This is a genomic window from Streptomyces sp. NPDC032721 (assembly GCF_055579625.1).
On record NZ_JBVIMX010000008.1, the window covers coordinates 94222 to 110201 of the forward strand.

14 protein-coding genes and 1 pseudogene are annotated in these 15980 nt (G+C 69.3%); 7 read left to right on the forward strand and 8 right to left on the reverse strand.

The window, feature by feature from the left end:
- Positions 1-331: 331 nt before the first annotated feature.
- The gene (locus ACZ5PB_RS18120; protein ID WP_468692244.1) at positions 332-3118 is read left to right on the forward strand and encodes a helix-turn-helix transcriptional regulator; all 2787 of its coding nucleotides are present in this window, start codon (positions 332-334) and stop codon (positions 3116-3118) included.
- 7 nt (positions 3119-3125) lie between these two features.
- On the opposite strand, the gene ACZ5PB_RS18125 is transcribed toward ACZ5PB_RS18120, so the two are convergent.
- The 4 genes from ACZ5PB_RS18125 to ACZ5PB_RS18140 all read right to left on the reverse strand — a co-directional run bounded on the left by ACZ5PB_RS18125 (position 3126) and on the right by ACZ5PB_RS18140 (position 6463).
- Complete coding sequence (locus tag ACZ5PB_RS18125; protein ID WP_468692246.1) at positions 3126-4337, reverse strand: globin domain-containing protein; 1212 nt, start codon at positions 4335-4337, stop codon at positions 3126-3128.
- A 261-nt stretch (positions 4338-4598) separates the two neighbouring features.
- A complete protein-coding gene (locus tag ACZ5PB_RS18130) occupies positions 4599-5159 on the reverse strand; it encodes a hypothetical protein (RefSeq protein ID WP_468692248.1) in 561 nt (186 codons plus the stop codon).
- A gap of 225 nt (positions 5160-5384) precedes the next feature.
- Positions 5385-5603, reverse strand: coding sequence for a hypothetical protein (locus ACZ5PB_RS18135; protein ID WP_468692249.1), 219 nt, complete (start codon positions 5601-5603; stop codon positions 5385-5387).
- A 98-nt stretch (positions 5604-5701) separates the two neighbouring features.
- A complete protein-coding gene (locus ACZ5PB_RS18140) occupies positions 5702-6463 on the reverse strand; it encodes a class I SAM-dependent methyltransferase (protein WP_468692250.1) in 762 nt (253 codons plus the stop codon).
- 150 nt (positions 6464-6613) lie between these two features.
- Here ACZ5PB_RS18140 and ACZ5PB_RS18145 point away from each other — a divergent pair, with 150 nt between their 5' ends.
- Complete coding sequence (locus ACZ5PB_RS18145) at positions 6614-7465, forward strand: alpha/beta fold hydrolase (RefSeq protein WP_468692668.1); 852 nt, start codon at positions 6614-6616, stop codon at positions 7463-7465.
- A gap of 346 nt (positions 7466-7811) precedes the next feature.
- Here ACZ5PB_RS18145 and ACZ5PB_RS18150 read toward each other — a convergent pair whose 3' ends face one another.
- Both ACZ5PB_RS18150 and ACZ5PB_RS18155 read right to left on the reverse strand, forming a co-directional pair.
- Positions 7812-8552, reverse strand: coding sequence for an SDR family oxidoreductase (locus ACZ5PB_RS18150; RefSeq protein WP_468692251.1), 741 nt, complete (start codon positions 8550-8552; stop codon positions 7812-7814).
- A gap of 190 nt (positions 8553-8742) precedes the next feature.
- Positions 8743-9213 (reverse strand): carboxymuconolactone decarboxylase family protein, encoded by a 471-nt coding sequence (locus ACZ5PB_RS18155; RefSeq protein WP_468692252.1) that lies wholly within the window; start codon positions 9211-9213, stop codon positions 8743-8745.
- A 73-nt stretch (positions 9214-9286) separates the two neighbouring features.
- On the opposite strand from ACZ5PB_RS18155, the pseudogene ACZ5PB_RS18160 reads away from it, so the two are divergent.
- The 5 genes and pseudogenes from ACZ5PB_RS18160 to ACZ5PB_RS18180 all read left to right on the forward strand — a co-directional run.
- A pseudogene (locus ACZ5PB_RS18160) lies at positions 9287-9860 on the forward strand (DUF427 domain-containing protein); the annotation flags it as partial.
- A gap of 100 nt (positions 9861-9960) precedes the next feature.
- Positions 9961-10911, forward strand: coding sequence for an alpha/beta hydrolase (locus tag ACZ5PB_RS18165; protein ID WP_468692254.1), 951 nt, complete (start codon positions 9961-9963; stop codon positions 10909-10911).
- 308 nt (positions 10912-11219) lie between these two features.
- Positions 11220-12572 (forward strand): NAD(P)/FAD-dependent oxidoreductase, encoded by a 1353-nt coding sequence (locus ACZ5PB_RS18170; protein ID WP_468692256.1) that lies wholly within the window; start codon positions 11220-11222, stop codon positions 12570-12572.
- 141 nt (positions 12573-12713) lie between these two features.
- Positions 12714-13577 carry a sigma-70 family RNA polymerase sigma factor family protein gene (locus tag ACZ5PB_RS18175; RefSeq protein WP_468692259.1) on the forward strand — a complete coding sequence of 288 codons (864 nt, stop codon included), beginning with the start codon at positions 12714-12716 and terminating at the stop codon, positions 13575-13577.
- 139 nt (positions 13578-13716) lie between these two features.
- On the forward strand, positions 13717-14025 hold the full coding sequence (locus ACZ5PB_RS18180) for a WhiB family transcriptional regulator (protein WP_468692262.1): 309 nt from the start codon (positions 13717-13719) through the stop codon (positions 14023-14025).
- A 29-nt stretch (positions 14026-14054) separates the two neighbouring features.
- Here ACZ5PB_RS18180 and ACZ5PB_RS18185 read toward each other — a convergent pair whose 3' ends face one another.
- Both ACZ5PB_RS18185 and ACZ5PB_RS18190 read right to left on the reverse strand, forming a co-directional pair.
- A complete protein-coding gene (locus ACZ5PB_RS18185; RefSeq protein WP_468692264.1) occupies positions 14055-15230 on the reverse strand; it encodes a low temperature requirement protein A in 1176 nt (391 codons plus the stop codon).
- A 115-nt stretch (positions 15231-15345) separates the two neighbouring features.
- Positions 15346-15945, reverse strand: coding sequence for a YceI family protein (locus ACZ5PB_RS18190; RefSeq protein WP_468692670.1), 600 nt, complete (start codon positions 15943-15945; stop codon positions 15346-15348).
- Between the last annotated feature and the right edge of the window lie 35 nt (positions 15946-15980).

The following is a 15980-nucleotide window of genomic DNA, read 5'->3' on the forward strand; positions in this document are numbered from 1 at the left end:
TGTGTGACGCGCTGTGCCTCATGCCACTCGAACAGTGTGAAAAGTTCTTGGTTCCCGTAGGCCGCACGGTCGGCACCGTGCGTTCGCGGCAACCGTTGGTGAGCTGTGTCCACCGTCGCCCGCCGAGCCCCGCCACGGCGCCCCGGGGAGTGCCTGGTCCACACCCTGGCCCCGGGGCCAGGGACCCCGGGGGTGCCCACGGGATCCGGAGCCCGTCGGCCTCGGACCGCCGCTGATTCGGCGGATTGTCCAGGCCACAAGCGGTGGTGCATCATGTGGACAGCTCGAAATGATCAAATTCCGACACCCTTGATCTGCGCGGTGGTGATGAATGTCCAGCGGCGCACCTCGGTACGGCCTGCGCGGGCGACGGGGCGAGTGCGAGGCGCTGGACCGGGTCGTTGTCGGAGCCAGGGCGGGGCACAGCCAGGTGCTCGTACTGCGCGGCGAGGCCGGAGTCGGCAAGTCCGCCTTGATGGGGTACCTGGCCGGGAGCGCGACGGGGTGTCAGGTCCTGCGGGCGGCCGGCATCGAGTCAGAGAGGGAGTTGGCCTTCGCCGGGCTGTACCAGCTGTGCATGCCCCTGTTGAAGCACCTCGACCGGCTTCCGCAACCCCAACAGCACGCCCTGGCTGTTGCCTTCGGTCTGCGCGAGGGGGCAGCGCCGGACCGTTTCATGGTCGGGCTGGCGGCGCTCAGCCTGTTGGCGGAGGCAGCCGAGGAACAGCCGGTCGTCTGCGTCGTGGACGATGCTCAGTGGATCGACCGTGTGTCGGCGCAGACGCTGGCCTTCGTGGCCCGGCGGCTGCTCGCCGAGCGCATCGCGACAGTGTTCGCCGTACGCACCTCGACGTCCGTCGCTTCGAGCGAGGACCCCCTGGAGGGGTTGCCGGAGTTCGTGGTGACGGGCCTGCGCGACAACGATGCACGGGCGCTGCTCGACGCGGCGGTCCCCGGACGGCTGGACGAGCGGGTCAGAGACCGGATCATCGCCGAGACCCGTGGCAATCCCCTGGCGTTGCAGGAACTGACGCGGGGCTTGACCGCGCTGGACGTGGCAGGCGGGTTCGGGCGTCCTGACACGTGGCCGTTGACCGGCCGGATCGAGCAGAGCTTCCTGCGACGCGTCGCAGAGCTGCCGGACGGCGCGCAGCAGCTGCTCCTGGTGGCCGCAGCCGAACCGGTCGGCGACATCACGTTGTTGAGGCGCGCCGCCGGACTGCTGGGCATCGGACCGCGGGCCGAGGAAGCGGCCGAGGCCGCGGGACTGATCCAGTTCGGGGCGCGGGTGCGGTTCCGGCATCCGCTGGTGCGCTCGGCGACCTACCGGGCGGCCCATCCCGGCGAACGACGCAAAGTGCACCGGGCGTTGGCGGAAGCCACGTCACCCGGTTTCGACCTGGACCGCCGAGCCTGGCATCGCGCGTACGCGACTCTCGAACCCGACGAGGCCGTGGCCGGGGAGCTGAGCCGTTCGTCCGACCGGGCGCGGGCGCGCGGCGGAGTCGCCGCAGCGGCCGCGTTCTTGAGACGCGCGGCTGAACTCACACCCGACCCGGCCGACCGGGGAGCGAGGTTGCTGGCCGCCGCGCAGGTCACGTTCGAAGCCGGTGCCAACGAGGCGGCACTTGAGGTTCTCACCGCGGCGGAGGACGGCCCGCTGGACGAACTGCGGCGGGCACGACTGGCCCTGCTCCGCGCGCAGATCGTCTTCGCGCGAAGACGCGGCGGCGAGGCGCTGCCGCTGCTGCTCGACGCGGCCCGGCAGCTGGAGGGAGTCGACGGCGAACAGGCGCGGGAGGCCTACCTCGAAGCAGTTGGCGCCGCGGTCTTCGCGGGCCGCCTCCACGGAGCCGTGGGAGTGCGGGAGGTGGCCGAGGCGGCTCGCGCGGCGCCACGTGGGCCGCACCCTCCACAACCGGCGGACATACTGCTGGACGGTCTGGCCGTGCGATGGACCGCCGGGTGCGCTGCGGCCGCGCCCCTTCTGAAGCAGGCGCTGCAGGAGTTCAGGCGTGCCGCCGAACACCATCACGTCATGCGCTGGCTCTGGTTGACCTGGCTGGTCGCTGCCGAGACCTGGGACAACGAGTCGTGGCGGGAACTGACCGTGCACGCGGTCCGTGCGGCTCGCGAAGCGGGAGCTCTGAACGTCCTTCCGCTGGCCCTGTCCTACCGTGCCGCGGTGCACGTGCACACCGGAGAGTTCGACGCTGCCTCCGTACTGATCGACGAAGCCACCGACCTCACGCGGACGACCGGCAACTCGGCCCTCGGATATGCCCCCCTGCTGCTCACGGCCTGGCGTGGTGAGGACCCCGGGGCAGCCGAATCGATCAGGGCAGGGGGCCGCCTCGCGTCCTCCTGGGGCGAGGGCCGGGCGATCGGCCTCGCCGCATATCTGCTCGCGGTTCTTTTCAACGGCCAGGGCCGGTTCCAGGAAGCCCGGGAGAGCGTGGAAAGCGCCGGAGAGTACGAAGACCTGGCGGTCTCCGGTTTCTCCCTGGCCGAGCTGGTCGAGGCGAGCGCCCGCTGCGACGGCCCGGACGCAGCCGTCGCAGCGGGCTCGGCCCTGAGGCGGATCGAGGAACGGGCCGTGGCCTGGGACACACCTTGGGCCCTGGGCATCCTGGCCCGTTCGCGAGCACTGCTCAGCGACGGCCCGTCCGCCGACGCGCTGTACCGCGAGGCCATCCAGCACCTCGAACGCAGCAAGGTCAACGTCTACCTCGCCCGCACCCACTTGGTGTACGGCGAATGGCTTCGCCGACAGGAGCGGCATGCTGAGGCGCGAGAACACCTGCGCACCGCCTACGAGATGCTGCACGGTTTCGGTGCCACCGCCTTCGCCGAGCGTGCCCGGCGGGAACTCCTGGCCACCGGCGAATCCGTGCGCCCCCAGGTGGCTGACGGCCGGGAGGCCCTCACGACGAAGGAGGCGCACATCGCCCGGCTGGCCGCCGACGGCATGACGAACCCCGAGATCGGTGCCGAGCTGTTCCTCAGCCCTCGTACGGTCGAATGGCACCTGCGCAAGGTGTTCACCAAGCTCGGCGTTACCTCGCGCACCAGGTTGCGTGCGGCACTGGGCGAAGGTGACGGGCGCGGTTTCTCATGAGGGTGCGTCACTTGCTGAGCCACAGGTCGGGGCCGAAGACTTCGTAGTGGATGGCCGCGGGGCTGAGTCCGTGGGTGAGCAGGTCCGTGCGGACGATCTGCATGAAGGCCAGCGGCCCGCACAGGAATGCGGTCGTCCCTGTCGGCAGGGCCAGCCGGCTGAGGTCGGCCCAGCCCTCGTTGACGTGGGGCGCGGAGGCCTCCGGGTGGCCGGCGGTGTCCTCGTACCAGAGGTGCAGCGAGGAGTGCGGGAGCCGGCTGAGGAGCTCGGCCAGTTCGAGCCGGTGGGCGTGGTGGGCGGGGGAGCGGTCGGCGTGCACCACGGTGACGGGGCGCTCCGGCGTCTCGGCGACCAGGTGCTCCAGCATGGCGAGCATGGGAGTGATGCCGATACCGGCCGATGCCAGCAACAGGTGGCTGTCGCCGCCCGGGAGCAGGAGGTCGCCGAAGGGCAGGGAGACGTCGAGAGTGTCACCGGGGCGGGCGTGGGCGTGCAGCCAGGAGGAAACCTCCCCCTCGGGCACGAGGGAATCCGCGGAGCGTTCCCGCTTGACGGTGATGCGCCACGTCTTCCGGCCGGGAGCGGAGGAAAGGCTGTACTGACGTATCTGGCGCACGCCGTCGGGGAGTTCGACCCGAACGCTGACGTACTGGCCCGGGACGAACGGCCCGGTGGGCAGCCCGTCGGGGCGGCGCAGGACGAAGGAGGCGGCGTCCGGGGTCTCCTCGTGGCGCTCGGCGATCTCCATCCTCTGCCAGACGGCGCCGTCGTCGACGTGGGCCTCGGCGTACAGGCGCGCTTCCCTGGCGATCAGGGCGTTGGCCATGAGCCAGTACACCTCGTCCCAGGCCGCCGCCACCGATGGTGTGACAGTGTCGCCCAGAACCTCGGCGACGGCCCCGAGGAGATGGCGGGCCACGAGGGTGTACTGGTCGGCGGTGATGCCGAGGGACGCGTGCTTGTTGGCAATACGGCCGAGGATCGCGTCGGGGCGCTCTCCCGGGCGGTCCACCAGGGCGGTCGCGAAGGCCGCGACAGCACCCGCGAGGGCCTCGCGTTGCGAGCCGTTGGCCTGGTTCGCGCGGTTGAACAAGCCCCGCAACAGTTCCGGCTGTTCCTGGAACATGCGGTGGTAGAACAGCTCGGTGATGGTGCCGAGAGAGGCGCCCACGGCCGGGAGCGTGCTGCGGACGATGTGCGACGACTGGGTGGAGAGCACCCTGACTCCTAGGGGGGACGGGGAACGAGCAGTGCTCCATTGACCGTGTCCCGAAGGAATGTGTGACACACACGCGGAGACAGTGTCATTCCTTGATACTGTGAGCACGGTGTTCCCGGCCCCGCGATGTACCCCGTGCAGCCGAGAGGAACACTTCGGCATCCCCGGCCAGGGCCGGGCAGATGCCGTCCAGGGCGCCGCTCGATCCCCCGCGAGTCGGCGTCCTGGGCACGTGCTGCCGCTGCTGGAGCGCTTCTGGGACTACTTGGCGCGGTAGAGTCCGCGGCCGGCCCGGCTGATCCGGGAAGCTCCGACGAGACGGTCGAGCGTGCTGCGTACCGCGTTGATGCTGCCACTGTCGGCGTCACGGCCCAGCGCCGCCGCGACGTCACGGGCCCGGGCGTCCACGTCGCCGGCCTGCGCGAAGTACTCCAGGATTTGCTCGGTCAACTTGCCGTAGGACCGGTCCTCCTCACCGATTCCCACGGAGGAAGCCGGCTTGCCGGGCTTCCTCGCCTTCCCGGGCTTCTTCGCCTGCTTCGGCGTGCCCGGTCGCCGTCGCGCCCGGATCGATTCCTCCGGGGCAGCCGGGGCGGTGGCGGTTTCCGCAGCCTTCTCGACCATGGGAGGCGGGGCGTCCGCGGCCCCTGCCATCAGGACCTCCATCGCGCCCAAGGCCCGCTGCACGGAGTCGAGATGGGCGACAACAGCGGCCAACTCCCGCTCCAGTGCGTGCTTCTGGAGCTCCAGGCGGGCCAGATCCCCCTGGAGGCTCTCAGCAGTGGTCTCAATGTTGTGCGCCGCGCGAGTTGCCGGGACCATGACTTCCTTTCATGCTCGCCCCTTCGTGCCACGCCGGGCCGGCTCACCTGCGGTGCCGCTCGGCCCGGACGCCGAAATGGGTACTTCAGGACAGTCTATGCGGGAGCATGGTCTTCCTCGCGAGTGCAACCAGAAGGCCACACGTGTGTTCCTCGACGGAAGCTCCGTGAGTCAATTGTTGCCACCGTCCCGGTGAAAACGCAACGGCCCGGAGGAACGTGGTGCTCAGTCCGGCGCGTCCGTGGGCACAAGCTGCCCGGTGGCGGGAGAGGGAGGCGTGTGACACAGCTGGTGGAGCCTCGCGGAGGTTTGCCGGATGCGCGCGTCGACCGTGTCCAGGGTCGACTGGAGCATACGGATACGTGCCTCCAGCACGGCGGACTCCGCTGCCAGGTACACACTGGTGGCGGCGGCGTCATGGTGTTCGTCGGGGATCTGGGGCATCAGGCATCCTTCTTCACGATCGGTACCCGGGCGGAGGCGGCCGGCCCCCCACTCGCATTGACCGGACAACCCCGGGAGCCGTGACACACCGCGCTGGTTCACGAACGCCTGCGAGTCACCGCCAGTACGGCCGCATCGCCGTGCCACGGCTGCACAGCGAACCCGTGACGCTCCAGGTCAACGAGTATCTCGGCACGTGTGGCGGGCCACATCCAGAACGTCTCGGCGTGCTCCCGCAGTACGTGCTCCCCCTTGCGGACCCAGTAACACGCACGCGCCTGGATACGGTCATCGGCCGCCGACATCACCATGCGCCCGCCGTACTGGTGCCCGCCGATCCGTCGTTCAGGGAAGACGCGTACGACCTCCCGGGAGGGGAGGCGGTCGGGCGGCAGACCGAGCAGTAGTGATCCACCCGGGACCAGAGCCGCGCTGATCGCCGGCCAGAGGGTGTGGCGCGCAGCTGGAGGCAGACAAGCGACAGTGTTGTGGCACACGGCCACGTCCGCCACCCGGTACAGGGTGGCCTCATCGAGCGTGTGCGGATACACGGTCACTCGGTTCCGGAGCCCCGCCGGAAGGCCGGAGAGACGGGTCATCAAAGGTGTGCGCATGGCCCGGGCGGGCTCGACGGCATGGATGTCGGCCCGGGACTCCGCCAGGCTCATCAGGGTGACGCGCCCCGTGCCCGCACCGACGTCCAGCACCCCCAGACGTGCCTTCGCGACCTCGGAACCGTAGAGGTCACGGACGCGCACCTCGTCCTCGCGGGCCTGGAGGATGTCGTAGAACTCCGCGGTGACGGCGTAGGAGTCAACATGCGTAGGGAGGGTGGGAGCTGTCGCTGCGGCAGTGGACATACCCAGCAAGACAGACCGCTGCCCCTGCTTGTGACAGAAATGCTGTGTCACACCGTGGGCCCTTCCCCTGTCATTCGGGTGCAGGCCGCCCCCCGAGGACCGCAGGGGCGGCCGACCCCGAACCTCCCGCCCGAAAGGCATCGCGACATGATGAACCGGATCTCCCTCAAAGGCCGCACGCGCACCTCGCTCACCGCACTTGCCACTGTGAGCATCTTCGCGGGGCTGCTGGCCACCACGGCCGCCCCGGCCTCAGCGATCAAGGCCGCCCCTGCGTCGCGCCCTCAGCAGCCCAGGCCGACCGTGGTCCTGGTCCATGGTGCGTTCGCCGACTCCACCAGTTGGAACGGTGTCGTCAAGAAGCTTCGGCACGACGGCTATCCGGTCGTCGCGGTCGCCAACCCGCTGCGCTCCCTCAGCGGTGATGCCGACTACCTCAAGGACGTTCTGACCAGCATCAAGGGCCCGATCGTCCTGGCGGGCCACTCCTACGGAGGCTCGGTCATCAGCAACGCCGCCACCGGCAACACCAACGTCAAGGCTCTGGTCTTCCTCGCCGCATTCCTTCCCGAGAAGGGCGAGAGTGCGGTCGACCTGTCGGGCAAATTCCCCGGCAGCACCCTCGGCGAGGCGCTGCGCCCCGTGCCGATCACCCCTCCCGACGGCAGCCGGGGAACCGACCTCTACATCCAGAACGGTAAGTTCCGGGGCCAGTTCGCCGCGGACGTGCCCCGCGACGAGACTGACCTGATGGCCGTCACGCAGCGGCCCGTCACCGAGGCGGCTCTAGCCGAGGGTGCGGCAGAGCCCGCGTGGAGGACCATCCCTTCGTGGGTCCTGATCGCCACGGAGGACCTCAACATCCCGCCGAAGGCGCAGAAGTTCATGGCCGAGCGGGCCGGAGCGCACATCAGTGAGGTCCGGGCGTCACACGCGGTGAGCGTCTCGCAGCCTGGCAAGGTGGCCGCCGTCATCAAGGACGCGGCCCGTCAGGTGCGCTGACTCCGCTGCGGATTTCTTCGTACAACACCAGTGAGACGGGTGAATCACAGCCGGCCCCGGCTCCTCTCGGAACCGGGGCCGGCCGCATCGGCGGTAACTCACCCCTCGGCGTCGGGGTACAGGTCGTTCATTCGGCGGTCTCCTCGCGGTCGAGGTCGGGAAGCTGGTCGAGCTCGCTGGGCGCAGAGGACGCAGTGGGCCGGGACGGATCACTCATGGCTGCCTTCCTGGCACGGCATGGGGTGGGAGTGCGGTCGCGGACATGGGAGGTGCCGTACCGGTGGTAGGCGCAGCCGACGGACCCGGTGGCGCGGCGTTCACGGGCCGGCACCCGGCCGCTGAGGTGTCAGTGCGACTTGAGCCACTGGGAGAACGTGTGGTGCCCCAGGTGGGCGTCCGGGCCCGGAAGCAGAGTGCGCTCCGTGACCAGCGCTCCGAAGAACGGGAACTGCGCGTCGGCGACGACCCGGCCGGTCCTGCCGAGCGCGGTCACCAGTTCAGCGGTGAGGTCGTCGAGCCGCAGCTCTTCGGGCCCGGCGGCTTCGAGCACCCCGAACAGGGGCAGTCCTACGGCGACATGGGCGATCGTCGCCGCGACGTCGTCCGTGGACACGGGCCGCACCAGCAGCGGCGGAACGTGTACCCCGTCCGCTCGGGCACCCGCGGTGGCGGCAGCCTCCACCGACTCGAAGAACGGTGTGGCACGAACCAGGGAGCAGGGAATGCCGGAGTGCCTCGCCAGCTCCTCCTGTGCCGCCTTGGCGCGGTAGTAGCCCGATTCGACACGGTCGACGCCCACCACCGACAGCGCCGTGTAGTGCTCGACACCCGCTGCGCCTGCCGCCCGGAGGAGGTTGCCGGTCGCCACGGTGAAGAACTCGGTACTCACCGCCTGGTCCCTCGACGGCGCATCGGTGACGTCCACGACAACCCGCGCACCGTGCAACGCCTGCTCCAGGCCCTGCCCGGTGACGAGATCGACGCCATTCGCACGGGAGACGGGTACGACCTCCGCTCCATGGTCCCGGAGCCTGGCAACGGTTCTGGAGCCGATAAGGCCGGTGGCGCCTGCGACAACAATTCTCATCTGGAACTCCTCCATCCAGGGGCCGTTGGCCCCGGCGTGGGTGGGTGAATGCGGCGGTGAGCCCGGCAGCGCGCTGCCGGGCTCACTTCATGGAGATGCGAACCCCGTTCGGCGATATGCGGGGAAACCCTGGGCGGGGCCTGCCTGACCACAAGGCACCGGTCGACGACCAGTGGCCGGAGCCGGTGTCTCAGCCGAACATGCCGGGCTTGTAACCTCCGGCGGGCTGCCGGTTGATGACGTTGATGCGGTTGTACGCGTTGATGACCGCCACCAGCGAAATCAATGCGGCGAGCTGGTCCTCGTCGTAGTGCTTCGCGGCGTTCGCCCATACCTCGTCAGTGACGCCGCTCGCACCGTCAGCGAGGCGGGTGCCCTGTTCCGTCAGTTCGAGCGCCGCCCGCTCGGCCTCACTGAACACCGTGGCCTCCCGCCATACGGCGATCAGGTTCAGACGCTGCTGCTCCTCGCCTGCGGCGAGAGCGTCCTTGGTGTGCATGTCGGTGCAGAAGCCGCAGCCGTTGATCTGACTGGCGCGAATCTTCACCAGTTCCTGCGTGGCGCCCGGAAGAGCCGACTGCACCACTTGGCCGACCGAGTTCAGGTGCCTCATGACCTTGCCGGCCAGGGCGTTGCCGAAGTAGTTGATGCGCGCGTCCATGACGGAACCTCTCCACAAGGGAACTCTCTACAGCTGACTGACCGAGCCGCCCCGCGATGTGTGACACCGAATTGGTGTGCTCCACGACGACAAGCACACGGCGCAGTTCGGCGCCGGCCCCGCGCACCGGCACACGCTGACGGTCGGTTCCGAGGTCCGCGCGGGCGCGGCATGGGTCTGGGGCGAGGGCGCCCCGAAGCTCCTGCACGGCACGGTGCGCTTCGCGTGGGAGGCGCTGGACTCCTGGTTCGAGGAGGACGAGCCGGTGTTCGTACACCCCAGGAGCCCGTACTCCCGGGTCGACGCCCTGCCGTCCTCCAGCAGCGTCCGGGTGGAACTGGACGGCGTCGTACTGGCCGAGGCCCCGCACTGCGTGAAGCTGTTCGAGACCGGGATGCCGACGCGCTACTACCTCGGCCGTACGCACATCGACTGGACCCGGCTGCAGCACTCGGACACGATGGACAAGCGGCTACTGGTCCTTCGTGAACGGATCTGCCCGGTACGAGAACATCGCCTGGACCTACGACTTCCCGACCATCCAGGCCCAGCGAGTCGCGGGCCTGGCCGCGTTCGAGAACGAGCGCGTGGACCTGTATGTCGACGGAGTCCTGCTGCCGACCCCTGCCGAGGGGACCTCCACCTGAGCATCCCACCACGCCGCTCACTGCCACGGTGTGTCACACCCTGATCCGGCACCCGGTCACATGGAGTGGAAAGCCTCCCATGCCCCGGAAAGGGGATCTCGTGAGTGACATCGTTCTCGAACCCGCCGCACAGGACTTCGCCGACGCGACCGCCAAGCCGCCGCTGCTCCATGAGCTCGGCGTCGAGGGCGCCCGCAAGCTGCTCGACGACGTGCAGGCACAGCCTGTCGAGAAGCCCGACGTGGACGAGAAGTGGCTCACCGTGCCCGCCGAAGTCGGCGAGGTCCGCGTACGCATCGTCAAGCCCGTCGGCAGCACCGGGGTACTGCCCGTGATCCTGTACATGCACGGCGGAGGCTGGATCCTCGGCAACGCCGGTACTCACGACCGCCTCGTGCGCGAGCTCGCCGTCGGCGTCGGGGCAGCCCTGGTCTTCGTCGAGTACGACCGGTCCCCGGAGGCGAAGTATCCCGTCGCCGTCGAGCAGGCGTACGCCACCGCGCAGTGGATCACTGCCAAGGGAGCCGAGGAGGGCCTCGACGCCTCGCGTCTGGCGGTCGCCGGCGACTCCGTCGGCGGCAACATGAGTGCCGCACTCACCCACCTGGCCAAGCGGCGCGGAGACGTGACCTTCCTGCATCAGTCGTTGTACTACCCCGTCACCGACGCGGCTCAGGACACCGAGAGCTACCGAACTTTCGCCCATGGCCCGCACCTCACGGTGAAGGCCATGGAGTGGTTCTGGGACGCCTACACCACCGATCCCGCCGAACGCGCCGAGATCACCGTGTCCCCGCTGCGTGCAACGGTGGAGGACCTTCGCGGGCTGCCGCCGGCGTTCGTTGTCGTCGACGAGAACGACGTGCTGCGCGACGAAGGCGAGGCCTACGCGCGCAAGCTTCTCCAGGCCGGCGTACCGACCACGAGCATCCGCTACAACGCCACCCTGCACGACTTCATGATGCTGAACCCGGTCCGGGGAACCGGGGCGTCGGGCGCAGCGGTCGAACAGGCCGTCCACGTCCTGCGCAAGGCCCTCGGAACCGACTGACGCGAGACCCCCGGGGCCGACCGACGCCGAACACACGACAACTCCCCGGGACCTGTGGGCCACCGGGGAGTTGTCGTCATTCCGGAAGGGAAACACCGAGGGGCACGTCCGGCTCCGCCAACAGCGCGGGGACGGTGACGATCGTGATCTCCCCGGCCAGAAGGCGATGTACGGGACACCGCCCGGCTGCCGAAAGAATCGGCCGGAGGTTTCTCGTGTGACACGGTCGGCAGGGACAGTGCGGCACCGTGTCACAACAGGTGGCTCTGGCCGGTCTTAAGGGGAAATCGAGAGGAGCGGTGGAAACCGTGCGTGAAATCGTGATCGTGGGTGGTGGTTACGCGGGTTTCTACACCGCGTGGGGCTTGGAGAAGAAGTTGCGCAGGGACGAAGCACGGGTCACCGTCGTCGACCCGCGTCCGTACATGACGTACCAGCCCTTCCTTCCAGAGGTGTTGGCGGGCTCGGTGGAGGCCCGGCACGCCGCGGTGTCGCTGCGGCGTCACCTCCGCCGGACCCGCCTTGTCGCAGGCACGGTCACGGAGATCCGCCACGGTGAGCGCGCGGTGACCATCCGGCCGGAGAGCGGCCCCGACATCGACCTCGCCTACGACGTGCTCGTGGTGACGGCAGGGGCGGTCACCCGCACGTTCCCGATCCCGGGACTCGGCGAACAGGCGTACGGGCTCAAGCACGTCGAGGAAGCCGTGGCGATCCGCGACCGGTTGCTGACCTCGTTCGACCGCGCGGCGACCCTTCCCCACGGGAGCCAACGCCGGAGGCTGATGACCGTCACCTTCGTCGGCGGCGGCTTCTCCGGCGTCGAGGGGTTCGGCGAGCTGCTGGCACTGGCGGCCGCGCTGCTCAAGCACTATCCGGAGATCGGTCCGCAGGAACCGGTCTTCCACCTGGTCGAGGCCCGGGCCCGGATCCTGCCCGAAGTGGGCGACGGGCCGGGGGAGTACGTGGTGCGTGCGCTGGAGAAGCGGGGCGCACGGGTGCACCTGAACACCCAGCTGATCTCCGCGGAAGCCGGACACATCGTGCTGTCCAACGGTGAGGCGTACGACTCCGGCCTCCTCGTATGGGCGGCCGGCAACGCTTCCAACCCCATCGTGCACAACCACACGGACCTTCCGGTCGACGAGCGCGGCCTGCTGACTGTCCGCGCCGACCTCCGCGTCGGGACGGACGAGCAGGCGGTGGCCGACGCGTGGGCCGCGGGCGACGACGCCTCGGTGCCCGACCTCGCATCCGGGCGGCCCGGCGCGCACACGGTCCCCAACGCACAGCACGCGGTACGCCAGGGCAAGCTCCTCGCGAAGAACATCGTGGCAGCACTGCGTGGCCGGCCCACCAGCGACTACGCGCACCACAGCCTGGGCGTGGTGGCCACGCTGGGACTGGGGCGCGGCATCTTCCAGTACCGGCGCCTGGTGGTGAAAGGCTTCCCGGCCTGGCTGATGCACCGCGGCTACCACGTGCTGGCCGTACCGACCTGGGAACGCAAGGTGCGTGTGCTCGCGGTGTGGATCACCGCCGCCCTCTATGGCCGCGACATCGTCTCTCTCGCCTCGGTCCAGCATCCGCGCGAGGCCTTCGTCTCCAGTGGCATGCCGAGGCACAGCGAACAGCCGGCGGGTTCCGAGCCGATCGGCTGATCCATCCCGTCCCCACCATGCCTTTACTCCTGTCCTCCGCGGTGTCACAACTCTCCTTCCTGTCCGGTCTAGCTGACAAGCCGACAGATGACGAGAACAGCGTGCCGTTCCCCGGAGGGCCGTTGGAGAGGAGGATGCGGGATGGATCACGCCGATGACCACGTGCCGATCGTGGAGCTGCTCGACGAACGGCGGCACCTGCTGGAGGTTGCCCACTGGATGCTGGGCAACCGCATCGCCGGAGAGGGCGTGATCAACGACGCGTACAGGCAGTGGTACGGACTCTCCGACACCGAGCGGGCCCGCGTCACCGAACCCCGGGCATGGCTGACCCAGGTGGTCGGCGGGATCTGCCTCGCACGGCTGGCCGGCCCCGGGGACGTCGGGCCCGGGGACGCCGGGCCCGACAACCACGAGCTCGCTGCCGCCGCGCCAGAGGGCCCGGCCGACGCGGTGCCTCTTCGCGCACTGGGCGAGCTGCCGCCGACGCAGAGAGCGGCGTTCGTGCTCCACGACGTGTTCGGCATGGCGCCACATGCGGTCGCCGGCATCGTAGGACAGACCGAACCGGAGTTCGCCGAACTGGCGGAACGGGCCCGCCAGAGTCTGCGGGCCCGCAGGTCCGAGTCCACGCCGCCACGCCGGCAGGACAAGATCGCCCGAGCGGTGCGGCAGGCCTGTGTGGACGAGGACGCCGACCGCCTGGCGTCGCTACTGGACCCCGACGCGACCGTCTTCTACGACGGCGGAGGCAGGGTGCGCGCGCTGACCCGGCCCGTTCACGGCGGCGAACAGGTCGCCCGCAGCTTGCTGACGCTGCTCGCGCGGCATCCCCTCACCACCCTGCACACCCACTCCGTCAACGGGTCAACCGGCCTCGTCGCCCGCTACGCCGACCAGGTTTCCGCGGTCGTCACCCTCGACATCGCCGGCTCCCTGGTCGTGCAGGTGTGGGTGATCCTCAACCCGGACAAACTGCTCGCCTGGAACCGCCCCGGCCGGTGACGTACGGGCGAGGTACCGTACGACAGGACACACGGTGTCAGACAGTGACTTGCGGGTGGGAACTGCTGTCACACCTTCGCCCGCGGCCCGGTCTCAACTGACAGGAGAACGCATTCGCCCACCCCACAGGAGGTGCTCCATGTACTGGCGCAACCTGGCGCTCTGCCGATACGAGGACCCCGAGCTCTTCTTCCCGGTCGGCACGCTCAACAGTGCTTCCGCGCTGATACAGGCGGACGAGGCCAAGGAAGTCTGCCGCCGCTGCCCCGTACGGAAGCAGTGCCTCGCAGCCGCCCTCGCGGCGGAGCCCGTCGAGGGCATCTGGGGCGGCACGACGGAGGCGGAACGCCGCGCGGCACGGCGCCGAACGGTCCGGAAGCCGCCGGCCGTACACCGGAAGCCCCCGGCCGTACAAGCGCCTCCGGCCGTGCCGGAACCGGCGGCGTGAGCCCTGGCCCACGCTGACCGGCCGCAAGTTCAGAGTTCATCGGCCTCCCGGCGCGCCACGACCAGGGACACAGCGACCAGAAGGGCCGCCACGACGCCCGCGCACAGCACGGCGGCAGTGGAGAAAGTGGCGGCGAGTACGCCGAGGGCGGCGACCGGGGGGAGCACGTCGGCTGCGGCGGACAGCCGTACGGTACGCCGGTGCAGGAGCCACACGCAGGTGATGAACGCGGCGACGGGCACCGTGTAGGCGGCCCCTGCCTGGGCTTCGGTCAAGGTGCTGTGGCCGGAGAGACGGGCGACGTTGACGGCCAGGCCGGCGCCCACGGCAGCCGCGGCGGCGAACACGACGTAGTGGCCGTAGCCCCACAGCATGGCCGTCGTCGAGGTGCCCAGGCGGTGCGGCGCGTCCTGGGCGAAGTACAGCCACCACAGGGCGAAGACGGTCAACACTCCGCCCAGTGCGACGCCGAGGACGGGCGCGAGCTCCCCTTCGGCGTCCAGGGCCGCGCGGACGGCGAGGACGGCGGCCGTGACGGACTCGCCGAGCACGATCAGCGTGAACAGGCCGTACCGCTCGGCGATGTGATGCGGGTGCCAGGTGGTCCGGGCAGCGCGTTCGGCCCAGACCGGCACCGCGAGCTCCAGGGCGGCGAGGACGGTGAACGAGACGATGCCTCCGTGATCGGGCAGCAACAGGCGCACCAGCCAGCCGAGTTGCAGTACGAAGATGCCCAGGGCGTACCGGAGCGCGGAGCGGCGCCGTTGCCTGTCCGTGTACGCGGCGCGCAGCCATTGGCTGACCATGGCCAGTCGCATGATGACGTAACCCCAGGTGATGACCGTGAAGTCCTGGTGCTCCAGGGCGGCGGGCGTACCGGCGGCCAGGACCAGGGAGCCGGTGATCTGGACCAGCGGGAGCAGGCGGTAGGGCACGTCGTCGGTGTCGTAGGCGGAGGCGAACCAGGTGAAGTTCATCCAGGCCCACCAGATCGCGAAGAACACGAGGGCGTAGCCGACCAGACCGTGCCCCGCCCGGCCCGCGGCGATCTCGTGCTCGAACGCGGAGGCCGCCTGGGCGACGGCGGCGACGAAGCAGAGGTCGAAGAACAACTCCAGTGCCGTGGCGCTGCGATGCTCCTCGCCGGCGTGGCGGGCGCGCATCGGCCGGTACCAGGCACAGGAGGCGAACATTGGCTGACTCATGTGATCACGATTCCTGAGATTCCAGAGTTCCAGAGATTCCCGAGATTCCCGAGTGGGTGAAAGCGCCGTGGGGGCGGGTGAGGTGTTCCTCACCCGCCCCCACGCATTCCGTGCGTCAGGCAGCTGTTGTCGGATCGTTCCTCACGGCGGAGATGTCCAGGGCCAGGGTGACCTTGTCACTGACGAGGACACCGCCGGTTTCCAGCGCCGTGTTCCAGGTGAGTCCCCAGTCCGAGCGCCGCAGGGTGGCCGTGCCTTCGAAGCCGACGCGGTATTTCCCATAGGCGTCTTCGCCGGCGCCGCCGAAAGTGACCTCGATGTCGAGAGGAAGTTCGACGTCCTTGATCCGCAGGTCCCCGGAAAGGCGGAACCTGTCGTCGCCCAGTGGGACGATCCCGACGGAACGGAAAGCCATCAGAGGGAAGGCCGCCGAATCGAAAAAGTCCGGCCCTCTCAGGTGCGCGTCGCGCTGCTGTATTCCGGTGTCCAGGCTTTCGGTCTGGACGCTCACATGGGCCTCCGAGCGGGAAGGGTCGGAGCCGTCGAGCATGAGGAGGCCCTCGAATTTGTCGAACCTCCCGCGGACATTGGAGATCATGGCGTGCCGGACCGAGAAGCCGACCGTGCTGTGGACCGGGTCGATGATGTAGTCACCGGTCACCTCGGGGTACGTGTCGGGACCCGGACGAACGATTTCACCGCGTTGCGTGAACATGCTGAACAGCCTTTCTGTGACGGACGTGGCGAGGT